The following is a 15,611-nucleotide window of genomic DNA, read 5'->3' as shown; positions in this document are numbered from 1 at the left end:
AGGTGAGTCGATGAACAAACGAATTCTCATTGCCGACGATGAACCGGGAATCGCAAATCCGATTTCCTATGCTTTTCGCAGGGAAGGCTATGATGTTGAAACCGTTTATGACGGCCAGGCCGCTCTAGATAAAGCTCGCAGCTTCAAGCCGCACGTCATGGTGCTCGATGTCATGATGCCCAAGCTGACGGGATACGAAGTTTGTCGCAAGTTAGATAACCGGTCCGATATGGGAATTATTTTGCTGACCGTAAAGAACGATATCGTGGACAAAATCGTCGGCTTGGAAATGGGCGCCGACGATTACATGACCAAACCCTTCGACTTGCGCGAGTTGATCGCCCGGGTTAAAGCGCTGCTGCGCCGTTTGGAGAAAAAAGATACGGAAACCGCGGAGACGATTGTCGCAGGCAAACTAACGGTGCACGTCAAGCTGCGGAGCGTGTTGGTGGATGGCGTTCCCGTCGACCTAACGCCTAAAGAATTCGACTTGCTCGTATTGCTGCTCTATCACCCCGAACGCGTGTATACGCGGGACGAGCTGCTGGACGCGGTATGGGGGATGGAATACGCCGCCGGCACACGCACAGTCGATATTCATATGCAGCGGCTGCGCAAGAAACTCGGGGAGCCCGGACAGCAACTGCTGCAAACCGTCTTCGGTGTCGGCTACAAAGCGGCGGGGATCGGTTTATGACCGCCGTTAGCATCAAGATCAAATTCAGTCTTTTCCTCGCCGTTCTTTTGTCGTTGACCGTACTCGTTCTTAGCGTATTCGTTCTCCAAGGCATTAAGGATCAACAGAAGATCAGGATGGAAAAGGAATTATTGCAGCAAACGAGAATAGCCAATCTTAGCATCAAACAAGCCTACTTGACTTCCCCTCCGATAGAAGCGCAGCCCTTCTTGCGCAGTCGCGGGCAGCAGTTTGCTATGGACTTAGCGGTTTACGCCGGCTTGCACGTCGTGCTGTACGACAATGCGGGCAAGAAAGTCGGAGACTCGGTCCCTCAAAGTCCCGCCTACGGCGTAGAGGAAGCCTTGTCCTATGCAATGAAAGGGAAAATCGCCTATCAGCGCGAAGGGCAATCGTTGTATTACCTGACGCCGCTGCAAGGCCCGAAACAGCAGATGGGAGTCATTCAATTTCAATATTCATTGGCAGCGGACATTAAGTTCTATAATACGATTGCAGGTTTATTCATGATTACCGGCGGCGCCGTTCTAGCAGCCAGCTTCGTTCTCGGCTACCTCTATTTCAGGCGCGCGACATCGGCGATCATTGCTCTTAACCAAGCCGCCGAGCAAATCCGCAGGGAGAAATTTTTAATATCGCCGCCACTCAGACGCAAAGATGAGCTAGGCCAGCTTAGCCAAGGCATATATTACATGAGCTCGGAAATCCAGAATAGCATGACCGCGATGAAAAACGAGGAGACGAAGCTGCGCCAGGCAGTCGATAAGCTTCAGAAGCTGGAGCAGCAGCAGAAACAATTCATTGGCAATATCAGCCACGAATTCAAGACGCCGCTCACTTCCATCAAAGCTTATTCCGAGCTTATGGAAATTTATCGCGACGATGTCACCTTGCAAGATGACGCCGTCCATCACATTCGTCTCGAAACCGATAGGCTCACGGACATGGTCGAGAAAATCCTTCGGCTAGCCGCTCTGGAAAAGTATGATTTCGAATATCAAGCGGAAAGAGTAGACATCAGGGAGTTACTGCTCGATCTTATCGGCCGAATGAAGGCAAAGGCGGAAAGATTCGAAGTAGCCATCGTGCCTCACCTGAATGATGCCGTGATATGGGCCGATCGCGAGAGTCTCGTGCACATTATGATCAATTTGCTAGATAACGCCATTAAATACAACTTACCCGGCGGGCAAATCGTCGTCTCCGATCATGAGGCGGAAGGCAAGGTCGTCATTGAAGTCGCCGATACGGGAATCGGGATTCCGGAAGAGGCACGGTCCAAAATCTTCGAGCCCTTCTACACGGTGAACAAAGATCGGTCGCGACAAACCGGCGGAACAGGGCTCGGACTCGCTCTTGTTAAACAATTAGTCGAGAAACACCGTGGGACGATTGAGCTTATAAGCACGGACGACGGTACCACTTTCAGACTATGTTTCCCGTCATTTCATACAGCATCCCGTAAGGAGGCACCACAATGAGGTCTCGCCAATTGCACCGGTGGCTAATACCGCTCTCTCTCCTCTTGATTGTCCTGATTGGCTGCCAGCGCCAAGAGACGGACGGTCGGAACGTTCAACAAACAGACGACAAGCAAATTACCGTTAAAGACAACCCGGAGAAAACAACTTATGACGAAACTGCCGTAGATGATCTTGTCCGGTTGGATGATGTGCGGGGAATGGATTGGCTAAGCGAAGATGCTATTATCGTAGATCGGGAAAATACGACCTTCCCACCCGAGGAAGCCGAGGGGGCAAAGTGGTATCCCCATAATCTATATACCCGCTCTCTTCTGACTAACGAGCAAACCCCACTCTATCCAGAAAACAGGAATCAAGGCTTTGCTCAAGTAAGTCCGGACCGAAGCAAGTTGTTTTACAAAACGTTTGATTTAACGAGCAACACGGGTCAAGGCTATCTTATGGATCTGACTACGCGCCATACGGCTGCTTTCACCGACAAGGATGCGATGGACATTCAGAATGGCAGATGGGTGGATAACAACTCCGTAGTATACGCCACCATAGATGGGACGATCTACCTCGCCAATGCCGAGAACACCGTCCCGAGAAAACTTCTGGAAACCGGGATTCCTTTTGTCAGCAACGTCGCTTACATGAACGATCAACTTTACTATACGACTCTTAAAGGGACTGTGCTGTCGCAGGAACTGGACAAGAAACCCTTAAAAACATCGTTGAATAATGTCCAATGGATAATCCCTTCTCCCGATGAACAGCGGCTTGCCATTGTAAGAAGAATTAAAAGCGGTGAAGTGGAGCTGCTTATTACCGACCTTCAAGGAACTACTCTCCATGCCGTAGCCCAGGATTCGCAAATCTATGGATCAGCATGGTCACCGGATGGAACCCGGCTTGCTTATGCAAGCTACGCTCCCAATGGAACCGTGAGAGGGATTTATGTAGCGGACACTTCGACTGGATTGTCTACTCCATTATCCGTAGACATCAAGTTCATCGGCGATCCCTTGCATTGGAGTCCGACCGGTACTCGGCTTATGATCACCGCGACTGAACTCGACGAACAGAAGAGCCGCAACCGGTTCGTTACTTATCTGGTGCGGGCCAGCCTTGCATTGGAGCCCGACGGGAAAGCGGCTAATGATAAATAACGCAGGCTGTGGCTGTAGCCTATAACCTATAGCCATTCCATCTAATATCGACTATACTAGCTTCAAGAGACGAAGAACGTCCTTATCCATTTTCGAATGGGATGAGGGCGTTCTTTTTTTGCATTCTGAGGAGGTTGGATGGGATGGTTAGTTTTGAACAAGCGCACGATGAGTTTATTCAATCGCATCTTAGAAGAAGAACAGGTGAACGTAAAGGTCGTTTATTAAGAGGTCATCAGCACGGAGAGAAGCTTTTTCTAATGAATATCTGGTGGATTTTAAAAGGGAACTTTACTTATCTGCATCCAGAGTTCGAAATCTTAGACTGGAGGGGTAGATCTTACTTCGCGGACTTCTGTTGGAAACCGCCTGGACCTATCAAACTGCTTATAGAAGTAAAAAGCTATTCCCACCACGTCCGGGATCTTGACAGAGAAGGATATTGTAGGGAACTAAACCGAGAGTTATTTAATCAAGCCATGGGATACCGTGTTATCTCTTTCGCATATGACGATGTCGAAAAACGTCCTGACTTATGCATTACTTTGCTGCGTCTTTATATAAGTACTCATTTTTCAAGCGAATCGTCAACTAACCTTCATATTCTTGCCGAATCCGAAATTATTCGGTTATGTTTCCAACTCGCGCGTGATATTCGTCCTATCGATATCTCTAAACACCTAAGGATAGATCATCGTACTGCAATAAAACACCTAAACGTTCTTTGTGACAAAGGCTGGTTAAACCCCATTCGAGGAGCAAGCGGAAAACGGATAATCCGCTATGCCTTGTCGGGAGGTTTCGGGAAATGGGAATAGGCTGTAGGCGTTTGAGCTGGATTTTCTGGGGTAACTAAGTGGAAATATCCAGTTACTAAGAGTACAAAGGGGGAAGAGTTATTAAATAACGGGAAATGTCCATGTATTCGTGAAACTTCAACGATAATCTTCGGAAAAACTTAAGATTAACTGGAACTATCCATTAAAGACTAATCAAGCGAGGATTTTCGAAAGATATAAATGTACTTTTCCATTTAACTTTGACGGCGGGGTTGCGGGGTTGCGGGGTTGCGGGGTTGCGGGGTTGCGGGGTTGCGGGGTTGCGGGGTTGCGGGGTTGCGGGGGTGCGGGGTAATCAGTAGAAAAACCGCCAAGAGGAGAGAATGTCTCCCGTTGGCGGTTCTGGTCAATTATTCGTTTACATACCGAGCCATTGCTTGAACAAGTGTTTTGTCGTGTCTCTGTTCATGGCTGCGATGGAAGTGGTTAGCGGGATGCCTTTCGGACAGGAGCGGACGCAGTTCTGCGAGTTGCCGCAGCCTTCGATGCCGCCTTCTTCCATGAGCGCATCCAAACGCTCGTGCGCGTTCATCTCTCCGGTCGGATGAGCGTTGAACAGGCGTACTTGCGAGATCGACGCAGGACCGATAAAGCTGTTGCGATCGTTTACGTTCGGACATGCTTCGAGACAAACTCCGCAAGTCATGCACTTGGACAACTCGTATGCCCATTGGCGCTTCGATTCCGCCATGCGGGGTCCCGGTCCGAGATCGTAGGTTCCATCGATCGGAATCCACGCTTTAACTTTTTTAAGAGCACCGAACATCCGCTCGCGGTTAATGACCAAGTCGCGCACAACGGGGAACGTGGACATCGGCTCTAAGCGAATCGGCTGCTCCAGTTTGTCGACGAGCGCCGTGCACGCTTGGCGCGGTTTGCCGTTAATAACCATTGAACAGGCGCCGCATACTTCTTCAAGGCAGTTAGACTCCCAGCATACGGGAGAGGTTTTTCCGCCGTCCGATTTAACCGGATTGCGTTGAATTTCCATGAGCGCGCTGATGACGTTCATGTTAGGCCGGTACGGAATTTCAAACTCCTCGGTAAAAGAAGCGGCTTCCGGACGTTCCCGGCGCGTGATGACAAATTTAACTTTACGTCCAGCAGCTATCGTTGTCGTTTCCGCCATGGCTTAGCCCTCCTTCTTCTTGTCGGTGGAGTAATCGCGTTTCCGCGGTGCGATCAAGGATACGTCGATATCCTCGTACGAAATTTCCGGGCCTTCGGCCGTCCATTTCGCCTTTGTCGTTTTCATGAAATTCTCGTCATCGCGTTCCAAAAACTCCGGTTTGTAATGAGCGCCGCGGCTTTCGTTGCGCATCAACGCTCCAAGAGTCATCGCTTCGGCAAGCTCCATCATATTCCACAGTTGACGAGTAAACGCTACGCCCGTATTGTTCCAGCGAGCCGTGTCGTTAATGTTGATGTTCTTATACCGCTGCTTCAGCTCTTTAATTTTGTTAATCGTTTCCTGAAGCTTGCTATTGTAACGAACGACTGTCATGTTGTTCGTCATCCACTCGCCCAACTCTTTATGCAGCACGTAAGCATTTTCCGCGCCGTCCATTTTCAGGATCGACTCGTACTTGCCCGCTTGCTTGTTGCGCTCTTTCTCGAATACGGTCTCGGACACGTCTTCCGCCGACTTCTTCAAGCCGCGAATGTATTCGATCGCCTTAGGGCCCGTAACCATGCCGCCGTAGATGGCGGACAACAAAGAGTTGGCTCCCAGACGGTTCGCGCCGTGGTATTGATATTCGCATTCCCCGCAAGCGAACAAGCCGGGAACGTTCGTCATTTGATTGTAATCGACCCACATTCCGCCCATCGAATAATGAACGGCCGGGAAAATTTTCATCGGGATTTTCCGCGGATCGTCGCCCATGAACTTCTCGTAAATCTCGATGATTCCGCCGAGTTTAACGTCGAGCTCTTTAGGATCCTTGTGCGACAAGTCGAGATAAACCATATTCTCGCCGTTAACGCCGAGCTTCTGCTCCACGCACACATCGAAAATTTCCCGAGTTGCAATATCCCGCGGAACGAGGTTCCCGTAAGCCGGATATTTCTCCTCAAGGAAGTACCATGGCTTGCCGTCTTTGTATGTCCAGATTCGTCCGCCTTCGCCCCTCGCGGATTCGCTCATGAGACGCAGCTTGTCATCGCCCGGAATCGCGGTCGGATGAATTTGAATAAATTCGCCGTTGGCATAATAGACGCCCTGTTGGTAAACCGCGCTAGCCGCAGTTCCCGTATTGATGACCGAGTTCGTCGTTTTGCCGAAAATAATGCCAGGTCCGCCTGTCGCCAGAATAACCGCGTCCCCCCGGAACGTAACGGATTCCATCGAACGAAGATCCTGCGCGGAAATGCCTCGGCATATGCCGTCGTCATCAATGACAACGGACGTAAATTCCCAGTGCTCGAACTTCTGCACGAGCCCCGCCACTTCGAAACGACGAACCTGCTCGTCCAGCGCATACAGCAGCTGTTGTCCCGTTGTCGCCCCCGCGAATGCGGTACGGTGGTATTTCGTGCCGCCGAAACGGCGGAAATCGAGCAAGCCTTCAGGCGTCCGGTTAAACATAACGCCCATCCGGTCCATCAAGTGAATAATGCCCGGAGCCGCTTCGCACATCGCCTTGACAGGCGGTTGGTTGGCAAGGAAATCGCCGCCGTATACCGTATCGTCAAAGTGCTCCCATGGGGAGTCGCCTTCGCCTTTTGTATTAACCGCTCCGTTAATTCCGCCTTGCGCGCATACGGAGTGAGATCTCTTAACGGGCACGAGCGAGAATAAATCAACCCGCACCCCCGCTTCTGCCGCTTTAATCGTCGCCATTAATCCGGCAAGTCCGCCGCCGACGACAATTACTTTTTGAGTAGCCATTGTAAGTTCTTCCTCCCTCTAACCTACCGTTACTGAGCTCAGTGCCGCTGCGGCCGTCGAAGCGAACTCATCGCCGCGGAACGCGAACAGGGACAGCAAGAACAAAGCAGATATGATCACGAAGATAACCATGCAAATATTAGAAGAAACCTTCTGTGCGCGAGGCCCTACCGTAACGCCCCAGCTTACGAGGAACGCCCAGAGACCGTTGGCAAAATGGAACGTCGCCGCGATAACCGCCACGATATACACTGCGAATACGAGCGGATCGCTCACTATTTTATTCATGTGGCTGCCTAAATCCTCATGCGCAACGTTTCCGAGCGCAACTTGGATACGGGTTTCGTAGAAATGCCATGCTACGAAAACAAAAGTAATTACCCCTGTAATCCGCTGCAATGTGAATGCCCAGTTACGGCCGTAACTGAATCTGCCCGTATTCAGGTTCGATTGATAAGCGATATACAATCCGTATACGCCATGGAATAAAATCGGAAGCCAAATAACGAACATCTCCACCCAAAAGACGAGAGGAACGCTATTCAGAAAATTGATGCTTTTCTGAAAGCCCTCTGGGCCGCCTTCGTAAGCGGAATAGTTCGTCAGCGCATGCTCGATGATGAACAATCCGAGAGGAATGACGCCAAGCAGCGAATGAAGCTTTCGCGGTAAGTAAGAATTACCTTTCATATCTGTGTTTAATCTCCTTTCGCATCCGTGCGTTTGACTTGTATGACTACTATTTTACCATTCGTCACCATTTGTCACCGCTTTTAAGATTACTCTATTTTCGCTTATAATGGAACTGCTTATTTTTTATTAAAACTTATAACTATTATGCATATGAGAAAGGTGGAGCCTCGTGCTTGAAGATATGCGTATGTTCTCTACGATAGTGGAGCAAACGAGCCTGAACAAAGCCGCAGAACGGCTGAACGTCTCCCAACCGGCATTGTCCCGGCGTATCGCAAGGCTGGAATCCGAGCTGGAGGTTGACTTGTTTAGAAGAATCGGCAAACGGTTGGAGCTTACGGCTGCGGGCAAGCTTACTTACGAATTCGCCTTGGAGCTTCGCCGCTTTCACGGCAGCTTTCTGCAGAAGCTTAACGCCTTTAAATCCTCGGATGCACCGATCGCCACGATCGGCGCCAGCCTTACGACGCTTCAGACGACATTGCCGGAACTCATTACGGCGATGACCGAGAAACATCCCAATCTCGAGATTAAAGCGGTAACCGGCAAATCCCATGAAATCGCCACTCTCGTCAAAGAACGTAAAGTCGATTTCGGGTTGGTCGCTTCTTCCGTGGTGGATGATGCAGCTATTACTAGTTTACCCTTGTTTGACGATCATCTTATCCTCGTACTTCCCCGGACGCATTTTATATTAGAAAGGACGCAGCTCGAGATCACGGATTTGAACGGTTTGCCGATGATTTTATTCGCGCATGGAACATGGTATCGAACGCTAACGGACCAATTGTTCCGCAGGCACAATCTGAAGCCGGATGTAAGGATGGAAATCGATTCGTTCGAGGCGATTATCCGTCTTTTGTCGGCATGCCGAGCCGGTACGCTGCTCCCTAAATCCTATTTGCGCGACCAAGTTCTTGAGGACAATGACCTGTATCTTGTTCAGATTCCCGAATTGGAAGAAACGAAGCGGACCATATCGCTTATTCATGGCGATCCGGCATGGCTAGCTCCATCCACCCGATACCTAATAGAGGAAACAATCGCTCATTTCACCCGCCGCTTAAACCACAATAAAGACTAGTCATGGCGCGGGTTTAACGTCGTTTTCCTTAACTTTCCGGTTTTAACCGCTTCGATGCTGTGGTAACCTTTTACACATGTCAAAACGGCATCGCAATCGAGCGGTCAGGGAATAATAACCTATGTATCCTGAACCGTGAAACAATCCGGCCTAAACCGTCTGGTGCGGGGGAAAAGAATGAAAGTACATAGTGGGCAACCGCAACGTACTTGGGGTGAATCGCTGCAAAGCGTAGGGCTGATCTCCCAGTCCGAATCCGACAGCTAACCTCGCCGGCCCAAACAAGGAGGACATTCGCAAATGAGTTACAGTTGGAAAAAGTTAGGTCAACGATCGGCGGCACTAGCATTGGGGGCAGCATTTATGCTTCCGGCACTGACCGTGAACGCGGCCACGGCCTACACAGCCAAAGATACCGATACGTTCTGGAAGCTGTCGAAGCAATTGAACGTCCCTCTGCAGCAACTGATCAATGCAAATCCTGACGTCGACCCACTGAACATCTATGCAGGTCTCAAGCTAGTCGTTCCAAGCGGCTCTTTGAAAGCAAAAAGCGTATCCCAGCAAATGTTGCTAGACAGCGAACCGAGTCCAGCTCAGCCTGTGCAGTCGGTCACGACAACGACCGGTCAATCCCTATCCTTCTCCAAAGTGATCGACATTAGAGCGACCGCTTATTCGGCTTCAGCGGAAGAGAATGGCGAATGGGGCCCCGTTGACTATTTCGGCAATCCGCTTAAGTTAGGAACGATCGCCGTTGATCCAACGGTCATCCCGTTCGGGACAAAGGTGTACATCACCGGTTATGATTTCGAAGGTTTGCCGGCGGGTGGACTGATCGCTACGGCCACGGATAAGGGCGGCGCCATCAAGGGCAACCGCATCGATATATTCGTTCCGGGATCCCGTGATTTCGTATCCGGATTCGGAAACCAAAACGTTAAAGTGTATGTTCTTAAATAATAAGTAACGACCCATGATGGGGTTATCTAAAGCGCGGTCATAGGGCCGCGCCGTAGATAGCCTTTTTTTCATTACCCTTTTCTATTCTCCGGTATTCTAAGCAATTCGGTTAAGGTCACCGGCTCGTAATCATGTTCGCGCAGCCAGTCGATTATTCTTGGAAGCGCCCTGACGGTTCCGGATAAACTCTGGCCTTTTCCGCCTCCTGCATGCATTAGAACGATTGAGCCGGGCTTTACCGTGCGGATTACGTTCCGAAAAACGCGATCCGCGCTCAATTGCCTCCAGTCCGAAGAATCCACATCCCAATTCACCACCGTGTAGCCCCTTTTTTTGGCCCATTCCAACTGTCTTGGCAAAATTTCTCCGTAAGGGGGGCGTACAAGTCTAGGCTTGAATCCGATTATCCCTTCTATGACCTTCTCCGCTCGGCCAATTTGCTCCTGCACTTTCGATAGGGGCAGCTTTGAGAAGTCGGGATGGTTGTAAGAATGATTCCCCACATTATGACCCTCGCGATGGATTCTGCGCACGATGTCGGGGTACTTCGCGCTGCGGGTTCCCACGACGAAAAATGTCGCCGGAACCTTCTTCCTCCTTAGTACGTCCAGCACCTTAGGCGTGAATCGCGGATCCGGTACATCGTCGAACGTTAGCGCAACTTTGCGCGTACTCCTGGATGCGGACAACACGAATACGCCTTCGTAACGCCGCTGAAGCTCGGACCATTTCACGCCGGATGGCTTTGCCTCCTCGGCAGAACAATTGCCCCACAAAGACAAAAGGGTGACGGTGCCCATCAGCACCATCACCGCTTGTCTGAAAAATGACATCTTCATCTCGCCCATCCTCTCCCAAACCGTTCATCTTACCTATATCCTGAGCGAATGGGAGGTTTTTCATTCAGTAAAGAGTTAAGACTTTTCCTCTAAACCCAATTTCCGAGCAAGCCAGGCCGTTGTACTTGCCTGCACCAGAATCGTAAACACGATCGCCATGAATACGACGGCAGCCACCCGATCGGCATGAGGTATGCCTGAAGCGACGATCATTCCCGATAATGCTGCAGGGATTACGCCCGTTTCCCTTACCCAGCACATGAACAGCATTTCTTTCCAAGTCCAACGAGTTCGAACGTCCGGCAAAACGGAAGCGAACACGGTAAGGGGACGCGCGACGAACACGAGAACGAGAACAACCGCAAGCGCGGGCCAGAAATACGTTCCGAGCAATGAAAAATTCACTTGGCTGCCTAATAATACGAAAATAAACATCCGCATCATAACGGATGCATTGTCCGCGACATGGCCCATCTCCGTTACCTTGTCTTTCATGGATAATCCAAAATGGTGGGCATTCCCCCAAACGAGACCCGCCGTGAAGGTGGCCATTAATCCGCTCACATGAATCATGTCGCCGATCAAATACGCGGCTATGGCAACCGAGAGCATAGATATCGCGGCATACTCGCGAAACCATCCCCATTTGGCATGGGCAACCAGGAAAACAGTCACGACCGATACGACAACGCCGACCGCCAAGCCACCGATTGCCGTTTTCAAGAAATCGAGCGAAACATGTCCGATGCTTGGCGAAAGACCGCTCGTTAAAGCAGCCAGCAGAGCGAACGTTAAGATGGACCCTGTCGCATCGTTAAACGCCGACTCGCTCTCCACCGTCTCCCGCAAACGTTCTCGTACTTTAACTTGACGGAACACCGGTATGATGGTCGCTGGATCGGTAGAAGAGATAACTGCTCCTAATAATAAGGACGTCGTCCAATCAAGCCCGAACACGCCATGAGCCACGTATCCCGCGACCCCGGTAGTAAGTATAACTCCAACCGTGCTAAGGAGCGTGACAGACAATCCCACCTGTCTTAGACCATGCCAACGAATGTTGCGACCGCCGTCGAACAGAATAAGAGCCGATCCAACGGCCAATATCATTTGATTCGTAAGGGAGCTGCTTTCTTCGTTAATCAGATGCATTCCCTGTCCGAGCAGCATCCCGGCAGCTATATACAAAACAACGTCGGGTACTTTCAGCCAAGCCGCCAACCTCCCGGATATCATCCCAGCACCGAAAACAAGCAGAAGCAGCAGCAATAGATGATGTACCGTTTGCATGACTGTGTTTTCCATTCGCTTGCCCCCGGCTATTGCCCGATTGAGTGTTGGAATTGTTCGATCTGATAGTTCGTACCGATGACGACCATGACATCATCCTGTGACAATACATCCTTCGCCACGGGCGCGATAATGATGCCTTTCGGTTTGTTGATAGCCACGATGCTGCAGCCGAATCGACCTCTTGGATTCACGTCGTCAAGAGACTTGCCCGACAAGCATTGCGGAACCGCGAGCTCGGCGATCGTATATTGCTTAGACAGTTCGATATAATCGAGCAGGTTAGGCGATACAAGCTGATGCGCTACCCTTACGCCCATATCCCTCTCCGGATAGATGATCCGGTCAACGCCTACACGCTCCAGCACCCGTCCATGCAAATCGGACACCGCTTTGGCCACGACCTTCTTAACGCCGAGGTCTTTAAGCAGAATTGTGGCCAATATGCTTGCTTGGATATCGTCTCCGATCGCGACGACACCGCAATCGAAATTCCGCGCGCCTATGGACCGAAGAACTTCTTCCTCCGTAGCATCAGCCACTACAGCATGCGTGAGCACATGGGAAAGCTCCTGCACCTTCTCCTCGTCGCGATCGACGCCGAGCACTTCGTAACCGAGCTTGATCAGTTCTCTTCCCAAGCTTGAACCGAAACGGCCTAGTCCGATAATTACAAATTGATTCATCTTCATGTCTCTTCGTCCTCTATCCGATTATGATTTTTCCTTCTGCATTGCGATACATCAGACGGCCTTGCTTCGGTCCAAGCGCATAAGTCAAGGTCAACGGCCCTAACCGGCCGATGAACATCATGAGAATAATGATGATTTTACCCGCCAACGTTAATTGCGTCGTCAACCCCATCGTTAGTCCAACGGTTCCGAAGGCCGACGTCACTTCAAATAAAATCATCAGGAAGTGGTGATCCTCCGTTGTCGACAAAATCATCGTGGCGAGAATAACGAGCCCGAATGCGAATAACGTAACCGTCAGCGCTTTATATACCCGTTCCTGGGCGAGTCTGTATTTGAACAGAACGACATCTTCCTTGCCCCTGACCATGGCGATAACGGCTCCAACGAGCGCAGTGAACGTCGTCGTCTTGATCCCGCCGCCCGTGGAGCCCGGCGACGCTCCGATAAACATGAGAATAACGATGACGAATTGAGTTGCCTGTCTTAGCCCCGCAAGATCAACCGTATTAACCCCGGCTGTCCTTGGCGATACGGATTGCATAAATGCAGCCAGAAGCTTTTCTCCAAAATTTAGCGGCCCCATCGTCCGTCCGTTGGAAAATTCAAATAGAAGGATGACAACCGCTCCAGCTACAATCAAGAAGCCGGTCATGCTGAGCACGACTTTGGAATGAAGCGATAGCTTCCGCTTGGGATTGCGGATATCGACCAAATCCGCGAGGACGACAAACCCGAGTCCTCCCAGAATGATGAGCAGCATCGTTACGATATTGACGAGCGGATCGCCTACATAGTCGACCAAGCTGCGATAGTCTCCCATGATATCAAAGCCGGCATTGTTGAAAAAAGAAACCGCGTGAAAAATGCCTTTGTATATCGCTTCCCCGACAGGCATATCGAACATAAACCGAATCGAGAACAGTACCGCGCCAACTAACTCAATCGTTAAAGCGTAGATAACAACCTTGCGCACGAGACGGATAATGCCTTCAATGCTCGTTTGGTTAAAGGCTTCCTGCAGAACGAGCCTTTCCTTTAACGAAATTCTCCGTTTAAGGAAAATAGCGAACAACGTTGCCATCGTCATGAAACCAAGACCGCCGATTTGAATCATCGACAGGATGATGATTTGCCCGGCCATTGTCCAGTAAGTACCTGTATCGACGACAACCAGCCCCGTAACGCATGTGGCGGAAGTCGCCGTAAACAATGCATCGATGAAACGGGGAGCTTCGCCGTTCGCATGAGAGAAAGGCAGCATAAGCAGGCCGGCTCCCAGAAAAATAATGGCCGCGAACCCAAGAACAAGAATTCGCGGAGGCGAGGCCGCTATTGTCCGATAAAACTTACGAAACATAATTCCACACTCCATCATCCGATTATCATTTTACCTTCTGCATGGCGATAAAGCATACGTCCCGGTTTAGGACCGAGCGCATAGGTCAAAGTCAAAGGCCCCAGACGTCCGATGAACATGAGGAAAATAATCGTTAGTTTTCCCGTAAAGGATAATTCCCCCGTCAGCCCCATCGACAAACCGACAGTACCGAAAGCAGAGGTGGCCTCGAACAATATGGTCAGGAATGCCGCATCCTCAGTCGTTGCCAATAACATCGTACCCAGCATTACGATCCCGATGCAGAATAAGGTTACAGTCACGGCCTTGTACACTCGCTCTTGCGCCAAACGGAGACGAAACAACACAACATCTTCTTTGCCGCGTATCATCGCCAGCACCGCACCGACCAATACCGCGAACGTAGTGGTCTTGATTCCTCCGCCCGTCGAGCCTGGCGATGCACCGATAAACATCAAGATGATGATGAAAAACTGGGTTGCCTGACGAAATTCCGTAATATCTACCGTTGTGACGCCGCCGGAACGAGTCGTAACGGATTGGAACAAGGAGATGAGTATTTTGTGGCCGATGCCGTTATTCCCAAATGATCGTCCATTCGTGAACTCGAATAGGAAAATGATCAGCGTCCCGCTTACGACCAATAAAGCCGTAACGGAAAGGACAACCTTAGTATGCAATGAAAACTTCCGCTTACGCCGTATTTCGAATAAATCCGCAAGCACGATAAAGCCGAAGCCGCCTAGAATGATTAACCCCATCGAAACGACATTCATGTACAAATCGCTGGAATAACCGGTTAAGCTGCGGAAATCGCCGGTCAGGTCAAACCCCGCATTGTTGAATATGGAAATCGAATGGAATACTCCATGATAAATCGCTTGCCCGATATTCATATCGAACATGAATCGGATGGTGAACAATACCGCGCCAACAGATTCGATAGCCAATGCGAATAGGATTACTTTTCTGACGAGTCTGACGAGCCCTTCGATGCTGCCTTGATTCAGGGATTCTTGCAGAATCAGCCTTTCCTTTAACGAAATCCGCCTTCTAAGGATGAGCGCGAAGAGCGTAGCCATCGTCATGAAGCCGATTCCGCCGATCTGAATAAGCACAAGAATAACCCAATGACCGAAAGTGGAAAAATAAGTTCCGGTATCGAAGACAACCAGCCCTGTGACACATGTGGCGGAGGTTGCCGTAAACAGCGCATCGATAAAAGACGTTGATTGCCCGCTTTCCGAAGCCATTGGCAATCTCAGCAGTTGAGCGCCTGCAAAGATAATAAATCCAAAACCCATCAGCAAAGCTCTTGGAGGCGAAGCGCTAAACCATCTCACTAATCGTTTGAACAAACAGGTCACCTCTTACCTAAATTCACGCAACAAAAAAAGCACTGGAACCCCAGTGCTTCAATTTCGCACACGAGTCCTGTTCGCACATAGCCTACGAGGTTAGCTGTCGGGTTCGGGCTCGAACAGGCTGCCCTATCCATCGCGAGTTTAAGCGATAGGAATTCACCCCGGGATCTCCGAATACAAATAGCTTGTATCGGCGATGAGTTGGTTCCCCCGTTTTCATCTTAAGAAATTCGGCTAGATATTAATCTAATTAAAAACGTACCTA

The 15,611-nt window shown here is 50.2% G+C and carries 14 protein-coding genes and 2 riboswitches; of the genes, 6 read left to right on the top strand and 8 right to left on the bottom strand.

What is annotated here, in order from left to right; all coding sequences use genetic code 11:
- Positions 1-10: 10 nt before the first annotated feature.
- From K7P76_RS19525 to K7P76_RS19510, 4 genes are all read left to right on the top strand, one after another.
- The gene (locus tag K7P76_RS19525; protein WP_232186977.1) at positions 11-697 is read left to right on the top strand and encodes a response regulator transcription factor; all 687 of its coding nucleotides are present in this window, start codon (positions 11-13) and stop codon (positions 695-697) included.
- Positions 694-2,178: a sensor histidine kinase gene (locus K7P76_RS19520; protein WP_232186976.1), complete on the top strand. Its 1,485-nt coding sequence runs from the start codon at positions 694-696 to the stop codon at positions 2,176-2,178. The genes K7P76_RS19525 and K7P76_RS19520 overlap by 4 nt, the downstream gene beginning before the upstream one ends.
- The gene (locus tag K7P76_RS19515) at positions 2,175-3,332 is read left to right on the top strand and encodes a TolB-like translocation protein (RefSeq protein WP_232186975.1); all 1,158 of its coding nucleotides are present in this window, start codon (positions 2,175-2,177) and stop codon (positions 3,330-3,332) included. The genes K7P76_RS19520 and K7P76_RS19515 overlap by 4 nt, the downstream gene beginning before the upstream one ends.
- Positions 3,333-3,475: 143 nt before the next feature.
- The gene (locus K7P76_RS19510; protein ID WP_232186974.1) at positions 3,476-4,150 is read left to right on the top strand and encodes a putative endonuclease domain-containing protein; all 675 of its coding nucleotides are present in this window, start codon (positions 3,476-3,478) and stop codon (positions 4,148-4,150) included.
- 379 nt (positions 4,151-4,529) lie between these two features.
- On the opposite strand, the gene sdhB is transcribed toward K7P76_RS19510, so the two are convergent.
- Genes sdhB through K7P76_RS19495 form a run of 3 tightly spaced genes read right to left on the bottom strand, consistent with a single transcriptional unit; the run spans position 4,530 to position 7,751 of the window.
- Positions 4,530-5,300 (bottom strand): succinate dehydrogenase iron-sulfur subunit, encoded by a 771-nt coding sequence (sdhB, locus tag K7P76_RS19505; protein ID WP_232186973.1) that lies wholly within the window; start codon positions 5,298-5,300, stop codon positions 4,530-4,532.
- A gap of 3 nt (positions 5,301-5,303) precedes the next feature.
- Complete coding sequence (gene sdhA, locus K7P76_RS19500; protein WP_232186972.1) at positions 5,304-7,061, bottom strand: succinate dehydrogenase flavoprotein subunit; 1,758 nt, start codon at positions 7,059-7,061, stop codon at positions 5,304-5,306.
- Positions 7,062-7,079: 18 nt separating this feature from the next.
- The gene (locus K7P76_RS19495; RefSeq protein WP_232186971.1) at positions 7,080-7,751 is read right to left on the bottom strand and encodes a succinate dehydrogenase cytochrome b558 subunit; all 672 of its coding nucleotides are present in this window, start codon (positions 7,749-7,751) and stop codon (positions 7,080-7,082) included.
- A 172-nt stretch (positions 7,752-7,923) separates the two neighbouring features.
- On the opposite strand from K7P76_RS19495, the gene K7P76_RS19490 reads away from it, so the two are divergent.
- Positions 7,924-8,838, top strand: a complete 915-nt coding sequence (locus K7P76_RS19490; protein WP_232186970.1) for a LysR family transcriptional regulator — start codon at positions 7,924-7,926, stop codon at positions 8,836-8,838.
- 137 nt (positions 8,839-8,975) lie between these two features.
- Positions 8,976-9,132: riboswitch (cyclic di-AMP (ydaO/yuaA leader) on the top strand.
- Between the two features lie 6 nt (positions 9,133-9,138).
- Positions 9,139-9,801, top strand: a complete 663-nt coding sequence (locus K7P76_RS19485) for a 3D domain-containing protein (protein ID WP_232186969.1) — start codon at positions 9,139-9,141, stop codon at positions 9,799-9,801.
- Between the two features lie 71 nt (positions 9,802-9,872).
- Here the strand turns inward: K7P76_RS19485 and K7P76_RS19480 are convergent, their stop codons facing one another.
- The 5 genes from K7P76_RS19480 to K7P76_RS19460 all read right to left on the bottom strand — a co-directional run bounded on the left by K7P76_RS19480 (position 9,873) and on the right by K7P76_RS19460 (position 15,286).
- Entirely contained in the window at positions 9,873-10,640 is a 768-nt protein-coding gene (locus K7P76_RS19480) for a polysaccharide deacetylase family protein (RefSeq protein ID WP_232186968.1), read from the bottom strand.
- Between the two features lie 75 nt (positions 10,641-10,715).
- Complete coding sequence (locus K7P76_RS19475) at positions 10,716-11,945, bottom strand: cation:proton antiporter (RefSeq protein WP_232186967.1); 1,230 nt, start codon at positions 11,943-11,945, stop codon at positions 10,716-10,718.
- 14 nt (positions 11,946-11,959) lie between these two features.
- On the bottom strand, positions 11,960-12,622 hold the full coding sequence (locus tag K7P76_RS19470) for a potassium channel family protein (protein ID WP_232186966.1): 663 nt from the start codon (positions 12,620-12,622) through the stop codon (positions 11,960-11,962).
- Positions 12,623-12,635: 13 nt separating this feature from the next.
- Positions 12,636-13,982 (bottom strand): TrkH family potassium uptake protein, encoded by a 1,347-nt coding sequence (locus K7P76_RS19465; protein ID WP_232186965.1) that lies wholly within the window; start codon positions 13,980-13,982, stop codon positions 12,636-12,638.
- A gap of 14 nt (positions 13,983-13,996) precedes the next feature.
- Positions 13,997-15,286, bottom strand: a complete 1,290-nt coding sequence (locus tag K7P76_RS19460) for a TrkH family potassium uptake protein (RefSeq protein ID WP_232187016.1) — start codon at positions 15,284-15,286, stop codon at positions 13,997-13,999.
- A 128-nt stretch (positions 15,287-15,414) separates the two neighbouring features.
- Positions 15,415-15,592, bottom strand: a riboswitch (cyclic di-AMP (ydaO/yuaA leader).
- Positions 15,593-15,611: the final 19 nt, after the last annotated feature.

The sequence above is a fragment of the Cohnella silvisoli genome, from assembly GCF_021190915.1.
Classification (GTDB): Bacteria; Bacillota; Bacilli; order Paenibacillales; family Paenibacillaceae; genus Cohnella; species Cohnella silvisoli.
Note: the sequence above shows the minus strand (reverse complement) of the source record. Positions and strands in the feature narration are given on the sequence as shown.